The organism is Paraburkholderia podalyriae (assembly GCF_014397785.1).
Classification (GTDB): Bacteria; Pseudomonadota; Gammaproteobacteria; order Burkholderiales; family Burkholderiaceae; genus Paraburkholderia; species Paraburkholderia podalyriae.
Genome location: NZ_VZQQ01000045.1, coordinates 34143 through 49307, shown reverse-complemented (window position 1 = coordinate 49307; position 15165 = coordinate 34143). Strand labels below are relative to the sequence as shown.

12 protein-coding genes and 2 pseudogenes are annotated in these 15165 nt (G+C 63.0%); 3 read left to right on the top strand and 11 right to left on the bottom strand.

Annotated elements, in window-relative coordinates; translation table 11 throughout:
* A partial coding sequence (locus F6X42_RS32020; RefSeq protein ID WP_512699646.1) for a citrate synthase family protein occupies positions 1 to 386 on the top strand: 386 nt, incomplete at its 5' end.
* Positions 387 to 473: 87 nt separating this feature from the next.
* On the opposite strand, the pseudogene F6X42_RS44395 reads toward F6X42_RS32020, so the two are convergent.
* Positions 474 to 614, bottom strand: a pseudogene (locus F6X42_RS44395) (LysR family transcriptional regulator); the annotation flags it as partial.
* 453 nt (positions 615 to 1067) lie between these two features.
* On the opposite strand from F6X42_RS44395, the gene xth reads away from it, so the two are divergent.
* A complete protein-coding gene (gene xth / locus F6X42_RS32015; RefSeq protein WP_187638024.1) occupies positions 1068 to 1844 on the top strand; it encodes an exodeoxyribonuclease III in 777 nt (258 codons plus the stop codon).
* Positions 1845 to 1887: 43 nt separating this feature from the next.
* Here xth and F6X42_RS32010 read toward each other — a convergent pair whose 3' ends face one another.
* From F6X42_RS32010 to glnA, 4 genes are all read right to left on the bottom strand, one after another.
* Positions 1888 to 4005 carry a prolyl oligopeptidase family serine peptidase gene (locus F6X42_RS32010; RefSeq protein WP_187638023.1) on the bottom strand — a complete coding sequence of 706 codons (2118 nt, stop codon included), beginning with the start codon at positions 4003 to 4005 and terminating at the stop codon, positions 1888 to 1890.
* A 154-nt stretch (positions 4006 to 4159) separates the two neighbouring features.
* The gene (gene ntrC, locus F6X42_RS32005) at positions 4160 to 5698 is read right to left on the bottom strand and encodes a nitrogen regulation protein NR(I) (protein ID WP_187638022.1); all 1539 of its coding nucleotides are present in this window, start codon (positions 5696 to 5698) and stop codon (positions 4160 to 4162) included.
* Between the two features lie 55 nt (positions 5699 to 5753).
* On the bottom strand, positions 5754 to 6893 hold the full coding sequence (gene glnL / locus F6X42_RS32000; protein ID WP_187638021.1) for a nitrogen regulation protein NR(II): 1140 nt from the start codon (positions 6891 to 6893) through the stop codon (positions 5754 to 5756).
* A gap of 199 nt (positions 6894 to 7092) precedes the next feature.
* Complete coding sequence (glnA, locus tag F6X42_RS31995; RefSeq protein WP_187638020.1) at positions 7093 to 8508, bottom strand: type I glutamate--ammonia ligase; 1416 nt, start codon at positions 8506 to 8508, stop codon at positions 7093 to 7095.
* Between the two features lie 452 nt (positions 8509 to 8960).
* Here glnA and F6X42_RS31990 point away from each other — a divergent pair, with 452 nt between their 5' ends.
* On the top strand, positions 8961 to 9425 hold the full coding sequence (locus tag F6X42_RS31990) for a rhodanese-like domain-containing protein (protein ID WP_187638019.1): 465 nt from the start codon (positions 8961 to 8963) through the stop codon (positions 9423 to 9425).
* A 205-nt stretch (positions 9426 to 9630) separates the two neighbouring features.
* Here F6X42_RS31990 and F6X42_RS31985 read toward each other — a convergent pair whose 3' ends face one another.
* From F6X42_RS31985 to F6X42_RS31960, 6 genes and pseudogenes are all read right to left on the bottom strand, one after another.
* Positions 9631 to 9801, bottom strand: coding sequence for a hypothetical protein (locus F6X42_RS31985; RefSeq protein ID WP_187638018.1), 171 nt, complete (start codon positions 9799 to 9801; stop codon positions 9631 to 9633).
* A 59-nt stretch (positions 9802 to 9860) separates the two neighbouring features.
* Positions 9861 to 10478, bottom strand: a pseudogene (locus tag F6X42_RS31980) (GH92 family glycosyl hydrolase); the annotation flags it as partial.
* Positions 10479 to 10623: 145 nt separating this feature from the next.
* On the bottom strand, positions 10624 to 11463 hold the full coding sequence (locus F6X42_RS31975) for a competence/damage-inducible protein A (RefSeq protein WP_187638016.1): 840 nt from the start codon (positions 11461 to 11463) through the stop codon (positions 10624 to 10626).
* A 19-nt stretch (positions 11464 to 11482) separates the two neighbouring features.
* Complete coding sequence (locus tag F6X42_RS31970; protein ID WP_187638015.1) at positions 11483 to 12316, bottom strand: EI24 domain-containing protein; 834 nt, start codon at positions 12314 to 12316, stop codon at positions 11483 to 11485.
* 215 nt (positions 12317 to 12531) lie between these two features.
* The gene (locus F6X42_RS31965; RefSeq protein ID WP_187638014.1) at positions 12532 to 13530 is read right to left on the bottom strand and encodes a sterol desaturase family protein; all 999 of its coding nucleotides are present in this window, start codon (positions 13528 to 13530) and stop codon (positions 12532 to 12534) included.
* 99 nt (positions 13531 to 13629) lie between these two features.
* Entirely contained in the window at positions 13630 to 14649 is a 1020-nt protein-coding gene (locus F6X42_RS31960) for a YVTN family beta-propeller repeat protein (RefSeq protein ID WP_187638013.1), read from the bottom strand.
* Between the last annotated feature and the right edge of the window lie 516 nt (positions 14650 to 15165).

Sequence of the window (15165 nt, the reverse complement as noted above, 5' to 3'; positions counted from 1 at the left end):
GCGTGAATCATCCGGTGTTCAAGGACAGACCGGTCAACCACGACCCGCGCGAGGTGTTCATTGCGGACCTGTGCGAAAAGCGTGGGGAATACAACGTGTTCCATGCGTTCTATCGCGAGCTGGTGCAAGCGTTGTTCGAGGCAGGCGTCTCGCGCAACGTCTATTGCGTCAATGTCGATGCGGTGATCGCTGCATTGCTGCTGAAGATGCTGTGGCAGCCGCTGCGACGCGGTGAATTCAGCGAGTCCGATCTGGAGACTGCCGCGTTCACGATCTTCCTTTATCCGCGCATGCTCGGCTGCGCGGCGGAAATCGACGATCATCTCAACCGCGGACGCAACATGGACACGCGCACGCCCGCGTCCCAGTGCCGCTTCGTGGCCTGAGCGCGAGTCTTACCGGCGCGGGGCAAGGCAACTACGTGGCTGCTGTGCTTTAGGGCCGTTGCGGGCTTTCCCCCGCGTCCATTGATAACCAGCGGACATCGATCGTTCCGAAGACAACGTTCGCTCGAAATGCCGCAGGCGGATTGCCTGCTCGAGCTTGTCGAAAGGGCGGCTCAGCGCCGGCCACAAGATGTTGACCGCCTCGACGGCCTTCCGGAAGCCGCCCAACTATACGACGGCTCGAAACGCCTGCAAATCATTCAGGTCGAAGTTGACGCCCACAGGCCATCCTCTGCGTAGTACAGCGGCTATTGTGGATGGTGCAGGCCAAAGTGCCCATCGGGACCGACGTTGGACAGCGCCGACAGTTGCTGCTGGACCGAATTGCGAACGTCCGTATTCGGCGGCCCAAGCGGCCATTCATGCTCGAGATGTGGGAGTCAAGTCGGGCTGCGCCGCAGCAGCAGGCAGGAGCAGGCGTCCTGAATTTCAAACGGACGACCGAGGCGCCCAGCCCGTTACACTACCACCTTGGTATTACGTGGCTAGTCTGCGCCGGCAGGCTGGCGTGGCATAGGGCTTGAGTAAATGAATCACCACACCCCAGATCGTATATCAATACGTATATTGTTATCTGAATAAAATACAATATTCGTTTGAAATCAATACATTACGCCATTTATGAAAATCGCCACCTGGAACGTCAACTCCCTCAAGGTCCGCCAGCAACACGTGATCGACTGGCTCGCGAGCAGCGGCACGGACGTGCTGTGCCTGCAGGAACTCAAGCTCCCCGACGAAAAATTTCCGCGCGCCGAGCTCGAGGCGGTCGGCTATCGCAGCTGGTACGCGGGTCAGAAAACCTATAACGGTGTCGGCATTCTGGTGCGCGAAGGGTTGAACGTCGACGAAAGCAGCATCGTGCGCAACATCCCCGGTTTCGAGGATCCGCAGCAGCGCGTGATCGCGGCGACCATCGACGGCGTGCGCATCGTCTGCGCATATTTCCCGAACGGCCAGGCGCCCGGCACCGACAAGTTCGCCTACAAGCTGCGCTGGCTCGACGCGCTGCACGACTGGCTCGCCACCGAGATGACGCTGCATCCGAAGTTCGCGTTGCTCGGCGACTACAACATCGCGCCCGACGATCGCGACGTGCACGATCCGAAGGCGTGGGAAGGTCAGAATCTCGTGTCGCCCGAGGAACGCGCGGCGTTCGTGCGGCTGATCGGCCTCGGCCTGCTCGACGCGTTCCGCCAGTTCGAGCAGCAGGAAAAAATCTATTCGTGGTGGGACTACCGGATGATGGCGTTTCGTCGCAACGCGGGGCTGCGCATCGATCACATCCTGCTGTCGAAGGCATTGGCCGACATCTGCTCGGCGTGCGACATCGACAAGGTGCCGCGCAAGTGGGATCAGCCTTCCGATCACGCGCCGGTGTTCGCGCAGCTCGGTTGATCCACCCCGCAGCGAGGCAGCGCTGCCTCGCCCGCGGATCGCTTCAAGCGCCGCCCAGCACATCCCACAGGAAGCCGAATACCATCGCATCATGCTCGGCCTGCTCCAGCTCATCGGAGCCGCCGTGTCCGCCTTCGGTGTTCTCCCGATACCACACCTGTTGCGCGCCCAGCGCCTGCATGCGCGCGGCCATTTTGCGCGCGTGGCCGGGATGCACGCGATCGTCGGCGGTCGACGTCGTGAATAGCACCGGCGGATACGCGACGCCCGCCGCGAGGTTGTGATAGGGCGAATAGGCGGCAAGCGCGCGCGCTTCATCGGGTTCGCCCGGGTCGCCGTATTCGTCGATCCACGACGCGCCCGCATGCAACAGGTGATAGCGGCTCATATCGAGCAACGGCACCTCGCACACGACCGCGCCGAATAGCTCCGGCCGCTGCACCATGCAGGCGGCCACCAGCAGACCGCCGTTGCTGCCGCCCTGAATGCCGAGCTGCGCGGCGCTCGTCACGCCGGTCGCGATCAGCGCTTCGGCGACCGCGATGAAATCATCGAACGCGCGCTGGCGATGCTCGCCCTGCGCCGCCGTGTGCCAGCGCGTGCCGAACTCGCCGCCGCCGCGAATATGCGCGACTACATACACGCCGCCGCGTTCGAGCCAGCCGATGCCCTGCCCCGTTAGATAGCTCGGCAGCAGCGGAATCGCGAAGCCGCCGTAGCCGCTCAGCAGACATTGACGCGTCGGTTTTTCAGCGCCCGGCGATGACGACGCTTCGCCGGGCCCGATCACCGTGTACGGTACGCGCGTGCCATCGGCCGATACCGCATGCCCACGGGTCACGACAACGCGACTCGCGTCGAACTGCGTCGGCCAACGGTCGAGCAACTCCCATTCGGCGGACCCCTCAGGCGCGAGATCGGAGAGCCAATAGGCGGGCGGTTGCAGATAATCGTCGGTGTCGACGAACACTTCGTCGTTCAGCGTCGCCTCGACCGGCGACACGTCGACCTGCGCATCGTCGCGCGACGCGAACACCCGCTCGCGCCACCGCCATGTGCTGTCCTCGCGCTGCGACGGCGTCCAGATCAGGGTCTTGCCGCGCACGTCGTCGAGATACGACACGATCAGATGATGGCGTGTATGCGACCACTCGCAGGCCGAGGTCAGCGGTGTCGGCGTGAAGAGCGGCGTCACGTCGCGCTCACCGCGCAAAAACGCATCCTCGCGAATCGCGAGCAGCGCACCGCCCGGATAGCGCGCGAGATTGCCGTGCCACTCGCATTCCCAGTCGAGCCGCGGCTCGAGCAACAGCCAACCCTGCCACGCCCCCACCGCGACGTGCGGCGGCACTTCGTAACGATGCCAGGCATCGCTAGCGTCGTCGAGGTAATACGTGTGGGAATCGAAAAAGTCGACACTGCTCGTCACCGTATGCCGGCGATCGACCGGATCGTAATGCGCTTCCACGCCGATGTCGCCAAACTCGCCACGGAACACGACGGGCGCATCGGCGAGCGCGGTGCCGCGCGTCCAGCGCCGCACGTCGCGCGGATAGCCGGAACGCGTCAGCGTCTTGCGCCCATTGTCCCAGCCGACGTACAGCGTATCGCGATCGATCCACGACACCGTGTGCTTGCCCGCCTTCGCAATCACGAAGCCATCGTCGACGAAACGCCGCGCGTCGAGATCGAACTCGCGCGCGACGAGCGCGTCGGAGCCGCCCGGCGACATCGTGATCAGCGCGCGGTCGCCGTCCGGATAAAGGATGTCGAGATCGGCGCACACCCACGGCGTGCCTTCGGCCGCGCCGAGCGCGTCGAAGTCGAGCAGGTTCTGCCACACCGGCACGCCGCTGCGCCATGCGGCCCACGCGGTGCGTCGCCAGATGCCGCGTGGATTGCGCTCGTCCTGCCACAGATCGTAGGCCCAGTCTTTCCAGCGATCCGGAATCACGGGACGCTCGCGCGGCAGATAGGCATCGGCGAGCCGGCGTCTGAGCGTGTCGAACGACGCGCCGCTGCACCACGCGGCGCGTGTGCGCGCATTCTGCGCGTCGACCCACGCGAGTGCGTCAGCGTCGTCCAGTGCTTCGAGCGACAGGAAGGGATCGGGGGAAAGCGGCCACTCGAACGTGGCGGGAGAAGCGGAAGAAGCAGGCATCGTTGGCTGTCGGATCGGAACAGCGTTGATTATGCCTTGTGCGCGCCGATTGCCGGTTTGGTGCGGGGGCTCGGTGCGGGGGCTCGGTGCAAAAGCGACGAAGGCGGCCTGAGCCGCCCTCGCCTGCCATCCAGCATCGTTCGACCCGAGCGCATCAAGGCTCGATATTGAGTTCCTGAATCTTGCGCGTAATCGTATTGCGCCCGATGCCGAGGCGCTCGGCCGCCTCGACTTTGCGGCCGCGGGTGAAGTCGAGCGCCTCGCGGATCACGGCCGCTTCGAAGCGGCGCGCAAGCTCGTCCATCACGTCGGCCGCGTTCTCGCGCAGCATCCGCGCGACCTCGGTGCGCAAGCCGCCTTCCCACGCGCTCAGCGCGGTCGCGACCGATACACCGGCCGCAGCCCCAGGATGCATGACCGTACCGCCGCTCACGCCAGCGAGCGGCGCGCTGCCCGCGAATCCAACGTTGTTCGTCGCAGTGGCGTCCGCCGTCGCGCCGGTAGCGGCACCGGCACCGAGCTCGCTCGCGCCGACCTGCGCGGGACCGAGATCGGGCGGCAGATCCTTGATCTCGATCGTCTGCGCGGGCGCCATCACGGTGAGCCAGTTCGCGAGGTTCTCGAGCTGCCGCACGTTGCCCGGAAACGGCAGCGACGCGAGATAGGCGAGTGCCTCGTCGGACACGCGCTTTGATTCGACGCCGAGATCGCGCGCGCTTTTCTGCAGGAAATGCCGTGTGAGCAGCGCAATGTCCTCGCTGCGCTCGCGCAACGCGGGCAAGCGCAGACGGATCACGTTCAGACGGTGATACAAGTCCTCGCGAAATAGCCCCTGCCGCACGCGCGATTCGAGATTCTGGTGCGTCGCCGCGATCACCCGCACATTCGCGCGCAACGGATTGTGGCCGCCCACGCGATAGAACTGGCCGTCCGACAGCACGCGCAACAGGCGCGTCTGCAGATCGAACGGCATGTCGCCGATTTCGTCGAGAAAGAGCGTGCCGTTCTCGGCCTGCTCGAAGCGTCCCTGGCGCAACGCCTGCGCGCCAGTGAACGCGCCGCGCTCGTGACCGAACAGTTCGGACTCGAGTAGATCTTTCGGAATCGCGGCCGTGTTCAACGCGATGAAGGGACCGTTCGCGCGTGGGCTATGTCGGTGCAACGCACGCGCGACCAGTTCCTTCCCGGTGCCTGATTCGCCGGTAATGAGCACGGTCGCCGCCGAATGCGACAGGCGGCCGATCGCGCGAAACATGTCCTGCATCGCGGGCGCCTGACCGAGCATCTCGGGCGCTTCGGCGACGCGCTCATCCCACGTCTGCTCGCCCCGCATACTTTCGTCGACCGCGCGGCGAATCAGCTCGACGGCCTTGTCGACGTCGAACGGCTTCGCGAGATACTCGAACGCGCCGCCCTGGAATGCCGCGACCGCGCTATCGAGATCGGAGAACGCGGTCATGATGATGACCGGCAAGCCCGGCACCTTGTCACGTACGGTTTGCAGCAGCTCCAGCCCGGAACCGCCGGGCATGCGGATATCGGAAACCAGCACCTGCGGGCTGTCGTGATCGAGCGCGGCCGACGCTTCGCGCACGTTCGCGAAGCTGCGCGTCGCGAGGTTCTCGCGCGCCAGCGCTTTCTCGAGCACCCAGCGAATTGATTGGTCGTCGTCTACTATCCAGATCGGCTTCATATAGTTCGGTCAGAAGTCTTGAGGTGCTTGTGGTCTCTATCAGTCGATCAGTCGATCAGTCGAGCGGCAGCAGAATCTGAAACTCGGTATGGCCCGGCCGGCTGTCCACCTCGATCAGACCATCGTGCTGCTGCACGAAGGTCTGCGCTAGCGTGAGACCGAGACCGCTGCCGTCCTCGCGCCCCGACACGAGCGGATAGAAAATGCGGTCGCGAATCTCATCGGGAATGCCTGGGCCGTTGTCGATGATATGCAAGTCCAGTGCCAGCTTGCACAGGCGTTTCGAAATGGTGACCTTGCGCGCGATGCGCGTGCGCAGTTCGATGCGCGCATCGCCCCGCGAAATCCGCTCGCGCAACGCCTCGGCGGCATTGCGCACGATGTTCAGCAGCGCCTGGATGAGCTGCTCCTTGTCGCCGCGCAGATCCGGCACGCTGACGTCGTAGTCGCGCTCGATCGTCAGGCCGCGCGGAAACTCCGCGAGAATCAGCTGACGCACGCGCTCGCACACCTCGTGAATATTCACGTCGCCGACGATGTGCGGATGCCGGTGCGGTTCGAGCAGGCGGTCGACCAGCGTCTGCAGCCGGTCCGATTCCTTGATGATGACCTGGGTGTACTCGCGCAACTCGTCGCGCTCACGCTCGCCGAGTTCGAACTCGAGCAGCTGGGCGGCGCCGCGAATGCCGCCGAGCGGATTCTTGATTTCGTGCGCGAGATTGCGGATCAGATGCTTGTTGACCGCCGTCAGGTCGTTGATGCGCTCTTCGCGGTCGGTGCGCAGATGCCGCTCGTTCTCGAACAGTTCGAGCAACACGTAGTCCTGCGCGCTTTCCAGAAAGCCAACGATCGCATGCGCGTGCAGCGGCTCGTGGCCCGGGCGCTCGAGCACGGCGTCCAGATGCGTCGCATGAAAACGGTGCGCGGCAATCGCGGTGATCGTCGCGACCAGTTCGTCCGCGTTCGAAAAGATGTCTGGCCACGCCATCTGCGTGAGTTGCCTGCGCGACATCGCGAGCATCGACTCCGCCGACGGATTCGCGAATGCGACGCGTAGCGTGCGCTTGTCGAGCACCAGCACGACGGTCGGCAGCGCCTCGAAGCCGGGCAGCAAGCCGGAACTCACGAGTTGCATGTCGTCCGACAGCGTCTGTTCGTGTCCTTTCCTTGCCTTGATCAGATTCTTCAGAACCATCTTGCAGTCTGGCCGGTAGGAAATGGTGGTAAATCAGGCGTGCTGCTTTTTTATGCCTGGCCGAATGGCATATTGCCCGCGCGCGACCGGCCGTACGTGCGGCCTAACAAAAAAGGGACGGCGCCGCCGTCCCTTCGTGACCGATCGCGAGCGTCGGGCAAAGCGCTTCGCCGGGTGAAGGGCGAAGCGCCATGGCCGCTTACAGCGAGTAGTACATTTCGAATTCGATCGGGTGCACCGACTGACGATAACGCTGTAGTTCCGTCGTCTTCAGTTCGATGTACGCGTCGAGCATCGCATCCGTGAACACGCCGCCGCGCGTCAGGAACTCGCGGTCCGCGTCGAGCGAGTCGAGAGCCTGGTCGAGTCCCGCGCACACGGTCGGGATCTTTGCATCCTCTTCCGGCGGCAGGTCGTACAGGTTCTTGTCGGCGGCTTCGCCCGGGTGAATCTTGTTCTGCACGCCGTCCAGACCCGCCATCATCAGCGCGGAGAAGCACAGGTACGGATTCGCCAGCGGATCCGGGAAACGCGTTTCGATACGGCGGCCCTTCGGGCTCGACACGTGCGGAATACGGATCGATGCCGAACGGTTGCGAGCCGAGTAAGCGAGCTTGACCGGTGCTTCGAAGTGCGGCACGAGACGCTTGTACGAGTTCGTACCCGGGTTCGTGATCGCATTCAGCGCGCGAGCGTGCTTGATGATGCCGCCGATGTAGAACAGCGCGAATTCCGACAGACCTGCGTAGCCGTTGCCCGCGAACAGGTTCTGGCCGTCCTTCCAGATCGACTGGTGAACGTGCATGCCCGAACCGTTATCGCCGACGACCGGCTTCGGCATGAACGTCGCCGTCTTGCCGTACGTGTGCGCGACGTTGTGGATGACGTACTTCATCTGCTGCAGCCAGTCGGCGCGCTGCACGAGCGTCGAGAACTTGGTGCCGATTTCGTTCTGGCCCTGACCCGCCACTTCGTGGTGGTGCACTTCGACCGGAATGCCGATCTGTTCGAGCAGCAGACACATTTCCGAGCGGATGTCCTGGAACGAGTCGACCGGCGCGACCGGGAAGTAGCCGCCCTTGGTGCCCGGACGGTGGCCGGTGTTGCCGCCTTCGAATTCCTTCGCCGACGACCACGGTGCTTCTTCCGAACCGATCTTGATGAAGCAGCCCGACTGGTCCGTGCTCCACTGGACCGAATCGAAAATGAAGAATTCCGGTTCCGGACCGAAGTACGCGGTGTCGCCGAGGCCCGAGTTCTTCAGGTACGCTTCGGCGCGCTTCGCGAGCGAGCGCGGGTCGCGTTCGTAGCCCTTGCCGTCAGCCGGTTCGACGACGTCGCAGGTCAGCACGAGGGTCGATTCTTCGTAGAACGGGTCGATGAACGCCGTGTTCGCGTCCGGGACCAGCAACATGTCCGATGCTTCGATGCCCTTCCAGCCGGCAATCGACGAACCGTCAAACGCATGGCCGCTTTCGAACTTGTCTTCATCGAATGCCGACACCGGCACCGAAACGTGTTGCTCCTTGCCGCGCGTGTCGGTGAAACGGAAGTCGACAAACTTGACGTCTTCGTCTTTGACGAGTTGAATGACGTCGGCCACGGATTTACTCATAACCTATCTCCTGATTAACGAATTCGGCGGGTTCAGCCGCCGCCCAATCTAGCTGACCCGTCCCGGCACGTCCACTCAAACGGCGTCGCAGGGCGGAACATTCTGCCGGGACAAATCGATCGGCACCAATAAAGCAGATAGTGTGCCACCTACTATCGAATCTGCCAATCCACGCACACCCGTTGCTGCGCTTACGATTGCGGGCCGCGCGTGGAGCGCGGGAGACTCGCGAAAAAATGCGCAAGCCGTCTGACGCACCAGTTTCGTGCATTCACCGATTTGGAAATCGCGACGGTTTCCATTCTGGTGCATGTCGAACAAAATGCACCATATTTGCGCACCGAAGTTTGGACGGCGCCCATCGACATCCCCGGCGCCGTCCAGTCTACACAGGTCTGCACGGTGCCTGCCGCGCGCTAGAATGATCATTTGGTCCGAAGGAGATTGACCTCATGAGCACGCTCGAACAGCTTTACGCGAAGGCGGACGCCCGCCGCACCGAGAACCAACTGCCCTACGCGGGCGCGGTATCGCCGGCCGAGGCGTTCGAACTGCTGGAACTCGATCCGCGCACGCGTCTCGTCGACGTGCGAACCCGTGCCGAGCTCGACTGGGTCGGCCGGCCGGTGATCGGTGATGGCCAATACGCGCATGTCGAATGGACGCGCTATCCGGGCGCGGTGCCCAATCAGGAGTTCATGCAGCAACTCGCGCAGGTGGCCTCGCCCGACACGCCGGTGCTGTTCTTGTGCCGCAGCGCCGCGCGCTCGAAGCTCGCCGCGATCGCCGCGACCCAGGCCGGCTTCACGAAGGCGTACGACCTGCTGGAAGGCTTCGAAGGCGACAAGGACGGCCAGGGGCATCGGAAGACGGTGTCAGGATGGTGTTTTCGTGGCTTGCCGTGGATCGGCGCCTGATGGCGGTTCCGAGCCCGGCCCCCAGATGCGCAAGCCCGCGGGAGCGGGGCTGAAGCAGGCTGATTGAAACGGCGCGCGCCGAGCACGCATTGATTGCATCCTCGGCGCGGGTTGTGACACGGCGATGTCGCGGCTCGCGCCAGCCTGGCCTCCAGGCGCGGGCCGCTTGCGTCGTCGGGCGCCGCGTGCCCGGCGCCCCATCGGTTCAGGGCGCGGCCGACATTCCGAACACGTGCAACTTGCCCGCGCTGACCTGTTTCGGCAGCGTGACGCTCGCCACAAGGTTGCCCGGCGTCAGCGGCACGGTCTGCGCGAACAGATAGGTCTTGACGCCGTCGTTGCTGCCGCCGCCGGCATTGCGATACGTCGTCGTCAACGCGATCGGGTCCGCCGGCGCCGCACCGCCGCCATTGAGCGTCCGGTGTCGAACGACAGCGTGACCGAACCAGTCACGCCCGTTTGCGTGTTCGTGTAGGTCGTATCGAGCACCAGCGTCGACGACCCCTGAGCCGGATACGTGAAGCGGCCGAAGCCGGTGCGCAGCGTCGCCGTCAACTCGACCTTGATCGGGTTGTCGAGCAACACGGAATAAGCGCCGGCTGCCGCCATCTCGTTCGCGTAGCTGAACGCTTGCGCGAGCGGCCCCGCGGCATCGTGCGTCGGCATAACAGGGAATTCTCCGTCGTTGCCGGAGCAACCCGCGCCGCTCATATGCGCGAGACTGACGCTCTGGATCGAGCCGATGTCGTAGTAGTAACCGGCCGGCGAACCGGGCTCCGCGCTGTTGGAAGGAGCCGGCGTGGTGTTCGTATCGGGCGCCCATTGCACCATGCCGTTCGGCAGACCCGCCGCTGGCACGACGCTGTCGGCTTGACCTGCGTGAACCGGATTGGGCGAGTCGCTCGCCAGCGTGCCGATTAATGGATTGACGTATTGAGTCAGGCGCAGGCTTGCGTTGTTGGCCGCGGAAGTTTGCGCGTTATCGTTCGTTGCATTGGCGACCGACCCGTTGGAATTGGCATTTGCATTGCTCTGAGTCGCACCACTATCCAATTATTGGATTAATTGAAGTAATGGAATAGACCGGGTCTGGAAAAGCACCCGGTTATGCATAATGAAGCTGGTTTAGCGAAAAGCGGAAAATGACCTGAATGCCGCCGATCAGTTGGCGTCCATCGAGATTCAGAAGAAGCGGCGGTTAGTTGCGCGGCTTACCCGTGGCCGCTGCCGCGGCTTCCAGCTCGACGATATCGCCGCCGAGCAGATGCACTCCCTCGCGCAGCTTCACGAACGCTGCGGCGACCGCTTCCGGCTCACCCTTCACGCCGAGATCGATGTGATGCCGCGCATACACGCCGCCGCGCTCCGCATCCCCGACGCTCGGCAGGCTGAACACCCGCACGCCCGGAAAATCGCGCTCGATTTTCTCCATCAGCGGCGTCACGCGTGACTCCGGCAACTCGAACACGAGCAGCGACTTCTCCGCGTGCGGCGTCGTGTGATGCAGATGCGCGTACTGCGTGTCGAGGACCCACTCGATCATCGGCCAGGCCATCACCGGAAAGCCCGGCACGAAATGGTGCTGGCGAATCGAAAAGCCCGGAATCTTGTTGTAGCCGTTCGGAATGATGTCGGCGCCCTGCGGGTACGTGCCCATATTCAGGCGATGCCGGTTTTCCGGCGAGTTCAGGTCGAGCGGCGCCGGCGCGTTCGCCGGATGCATGTCGCGGATGCGCTGCTGGATCAGCTTCGCGGCCTCCGGATGCAACTGGAGCGGCACGCCAAGCGCGGCCGCCGCGCACTGGCGCGTGTGGTCGTCCGGCGTTGCGCCGATGCCGCCCGTCGAGAAAACGATGTCGCCCGACGCAAACGTGCGCCGCAGCGTCGCCGTGATGCGTTCCGGATCGTCACCGATGTACTCCGCCCAGCCGAGCGACAAGCCACGCGCGCCGAGCAACTCGATGACCTTCGGCAGATGCTTGTCGACGCGTCTGCCCGACAGGATTTCATCGCCGATGATGATGACGCCAAATGCCATTGCCGCCTCTTTCGTTTGATCAATAGGAAACCGGCGCGACCTCGCGCGCGCCGCCAGGCGCTTGCGCCCGCATGCGCTGCAACGCGCGCAGGCAGTAGTTGCCGAACCATAGCGCCGAGAACACGAGGATGAACGCGTAAATCCAGATCGTCACCGTCGTGATCACCGGGAACAGCACAATCAGCCATACCGACGACGCCCACAGCAGCGTCGGCACCGAACCAAGCAGCCCGCTCACGATACCGATCAGCAGCAGCGGCAACCGGTGGCGCCGCAGCAGTTCGCGCCGCTCGTCGCGCGTCGCGTGCAACGCGAGCGCGTCGTAGGTCATCACGCGATACGTGAGCCAGCCCCACAGCAGCGGCGGAATCAGCGCGAAGAACGGCGGCACGAGCCACAGCGGCAACGTGACGATCAGCAGCACGACACACATCAGCGTGGTCCATAGCGCCTGACCGAGGCTACCGTACCACGTTCCGCCGCGGCGCATCTCCAGCCCGGCGAACTGGCGCGCCGCGAGAAAGCGGATCACGGCCGGCATCGACAGCATGGCGATCAGCAGCAGCACCGTGACGACGATCAGCGGAATCGCCATCGCGATCACGATGAACGGCGCGATGACCGCGTGCAGCGCCGAAAAACCGAGCACGTCGAACAGATGATAAAGCGTGGCGGTGAAAGACCAGTCGTCGAGCCACGTACGGGTCGCGCCGGTCAGCGTCTGCCAGAAGAACCACAGGAGTACGCCCCAGCCGACCGTCGCGACGATAAACGGTTTGAAGGTCAGCCAGAGCATGCGCGGATGCAACGCGCTTGCGAGCGCGCGCCCGAACGAGCGCAACAGATCATTCATGCGAGCCAATGCCTGCGAACGAAACGATGGACGGGAAATAGCGCCGCGCGCCGGCCACGTATGCTGGGGCACTGGAGCGCGCACGAACGTGCACAGCATAAACCAGCGGACGCGCCGCCAGCGGAAGTGGACGGCCCGGCAGAGTGCGCGCTCGGATGATCCAGAAAGGACCCGGAACGGACTCGGAACGGACTCGAAAGAGACTCGAAACGGACTCAAACGGCAGCGGTGTCGTTGCCGGGTGCGCGGCGCTTCGGCACAAGACGACGCGCGATGCGCACGAATGCGAACCAGTGCTGCGCCCAGAAGCCGTCGCCATATCGGCGGCCTTCAAGCTGATCGCCGATACCGGTCGGCTCCATGTCGCGGCTCCACGACACGCTGTGGAACAGCATGTCCCACCACGGGAACAGCACGCCGAAATTGCAGCCGTACTTGAGTCCTTGATGACCGTAGCCGATCGCATGGTGACGGCGGTGGAACGTCGGGCTGACGAGCAGCCGCTCACCGAGCCAGCCATAGTACAGGCGGATGTTCGCGTGCTGCACGCTTTGGGCGAGGTTCGTGATCGCGACCAGCACGACGAACTGCGATGGCGGAACACCGATCGCGAGCGCGATCACCGCGAAGAACGACGCCTGCAGTAGATCGTCGAGCAGGTGATTACGGTCGTCGGACCACAGCGACATCTGCCGCTGACTATGGTGTACCGCATGCAGTTCCCACCATACGCCGATACGGTGCTGCCAACGGTGATACCAATAGCCTGCGAAGTCGAGCACGAGCACATACATGACGAACGTGACGAGCGGCTGCGTGGTCACGCCGGGCCACAGGTTGTCAAAATTCAGGTTGGCGATGCCGTGAAGCCGCAACCAGCCTTGCACGTTGTCGAAGAGCGGCTGCAGCGCGAAGAAAAAGAACAGATTCAGAATGCCAAGCTTGGCGATCCACGTGTACAGCACGTCGACGCGCACGGCCTTGCGGTTCTCCCATTGCTCGACCGGGCGCAACGCCTCGAGCGGACGCAGGATCGCGTACATCGCGAGCACCTCGAGCACACCGACGATGACCCAGTACAAGCTGTCGTAGGTGTCCTCGTCGTAGTCCATCAGATTGAAACGGAACAGCAGCGGCTGCACCACGTCGACGTACAGCCATGTCTGCACGGCTGAAACGAAGCTGTCGAGTGAGGAGAAAATCAGATGGAACATGATGCTGGCCTGTTACTTCATCCATGATGACCCGCGGCGCCCTAGCCCTACCCTGTTGCCCCTCAGGCACTCTCGGGCGCCCTCGGGCCCTTGGGGCCCTCAAGCACCGTTCGGCGCGGTGACCGGCGCGCGGTTGAAGAAATAGATGCCGTGCGGCGAGCGGCCCACCGCAATCGTCTGGATCAGTTTGCGCGTGTTGAGGTCGATGATGCCAATGTGCTTCGCGAAGCGGAACGTAACCCACAGATAGCGTTTGTCGGCGGAAAGTTCCATGTCGTCCGGTCCTGGCATCAGGCCGGTGATGTCGCCGACGTTGGTCAGCGCGTCTTCGTCGATGATGCTGATCGTGCTAGCTACGCGGTTCGACACCGCGACGTGCTTGCCGTCCGCGAGTGAGCGGAAGTTGTGCGCGCCCTTGCCCGTGTGAATCGTCTTGACGACCTTCTGGTTGCGCCAGTCGACCACGGCGACGTAGTCCTCGCCGGTCATGCCGACGAGCAGGTACTTTTCGCCCGGTGTCATCCAGAGACCCGCTGGCACCTTGCCGACCTTCATCTTCCATTTGACGGATTGCGTGGGCAGGTCGATGGCGGCGAGCTCGCCCGATACCTGTAGCGTGACGAACACCGTCTTGCTGTCGTTCGTGAACGCCATGTGGCTTGGCATGACCGCGAGCGGCAGCCGCGCAGCCAGCGTCATCTGGTTTTTCTGGCCGTCGTAGTGATAGATGTCGAGGCGGTCGAGCCGCAGGCCCGTAGTGACGAGCCACTTGCGATCCGGCGAAAAACCGATTTGATAGGGATCTTCGATGTTCTCGACCCAACGTTGCGTCTGCCCCGTTTTCGGATCGACGAACATCAGGTTGTTCGACACCGAATTGGCGACGATCAGCGAGGAATTGTCCGGCGTGGCCATCAGGTGATGCGGTTCCTTGCCCGTTGGCACGGTGCCGACGACCTGGCGGCTGTTCTCGTCGATCAGGCTCAGCGTGGCCTCGCCGGAGTTGAGCACGATCACGTTATTGGCGCGCGCCGCCGGAGAAAAAAAACCTGCGGCGACGACCAGCGCCACAGTTGCGGCGAACGTGGCAGTCAAGCCGGGAAGAAAAAATTTACGCATGAAAACTCGCTTCGAGAACAATCCTTATTGTAGAACGTTTGCCGGCCCGAGCGGTTGACGTAAGTCCCCGCGCGACGTCAGAAAAATGACGGGTGCATGAAGTGTGGCTGCATGCGGGAAAGTTCGTCTTGCGCACCCAGTTTCATGTTCGCGCTGCGCGTTTCGAGTGAGCAATCATCGAGCGAGCAATCAACGTGTTCTCCCCATCAGGATCAATCATGCACCTGTCACACGTTAAAATCGCGCAAATCATTAGCGAAAACAATAGGAATTATTCCTTTTTTCTTATCAATAAAAAGTTACCCGTATTAATATATTTTTTAGCTCGATTGAATTTCGGAGTTCGCTGATATCCGAATCGAACGCGGACATCGGAGAATTCTCCTTACGCACCGCCCCTCCCGCGCTTCTTACGCGAAATCCGAGCGTACAACGCCGGGGCCGGCGCGCGCTCGACCAAATAACGCAGGTCTTCCCAACGACTGGTGTTTTTATATTTTCAAATTTTCAAACCAT

Coding starts and splice junctions, on each gene's coding strand:
- F6X42_RS31965 (WP_187638014.1), bottom strand. CDS start 13,530: ATGTTCCATCTGATTTTCTCCTCACTCGACAGCTTCGTTTCAGCCGTG.
- F6X42_RS31960 (WP_187638013.1), bottom strand. CDS start 14,649: ATGCGTAAATTTTTTCTTCCCGGCTTGACTGCCACGTTCGCCGCAACT.
- F6X42_RS31970 (WP_187638015.1), bottom strand. CDS start 12,316: ATGAATGATCTGTTGCGCTCGTTCGGGCGCGCGCTCGCAAGCGCGTTG.
- F6X42_RS31990 (WP_187638019.1), top strand. CDS start 8,961: ATGAGCACGCTCGAACAGCTTTACGCGAAGGCGGACGCCCGCCGCACC.
- F6X42_RS32010 (WP_187638023.1), bottom strand. CDS start 4,005: ATGCCTGCTTCTTCCGCTTCTCCCGCCACGTTCGAGTGGCCGCTTTCC.
- glnA (WP_187638020.1), bottom strand. CDS start 8,508: ATGAGTAAATCCGTGGCCGACGTCATTCAACTCGTCAAAGACGAAGAC.
- F6X42_RS31975 (WP_187638016.1), bottom strand. CDS start 11,463: ATGGCATTTGGCGTCATCATCATCGGCGATGAAATCCTGTCGGGCAGA.
- xth (WP_187638024.1), top strand. CDS start 1,068: ATGAAAATCGCCACCTGGAACGTCAACTCCCTCAAGGTCCGCCAGCAA.
- glnL (WP_187638021.1), bottom strand. CDS start 6,893: ATGGTTCTGAAGAATCTGATCAAGGCAAGGAAAGGACACGAACAGACG.
- ntrC (WP_187638022.1), bottom strand. CDS start 5,698: ATGAAGCCGATCTGGATAGTAGACGACGACCAATCAATTCGCTGGGTG.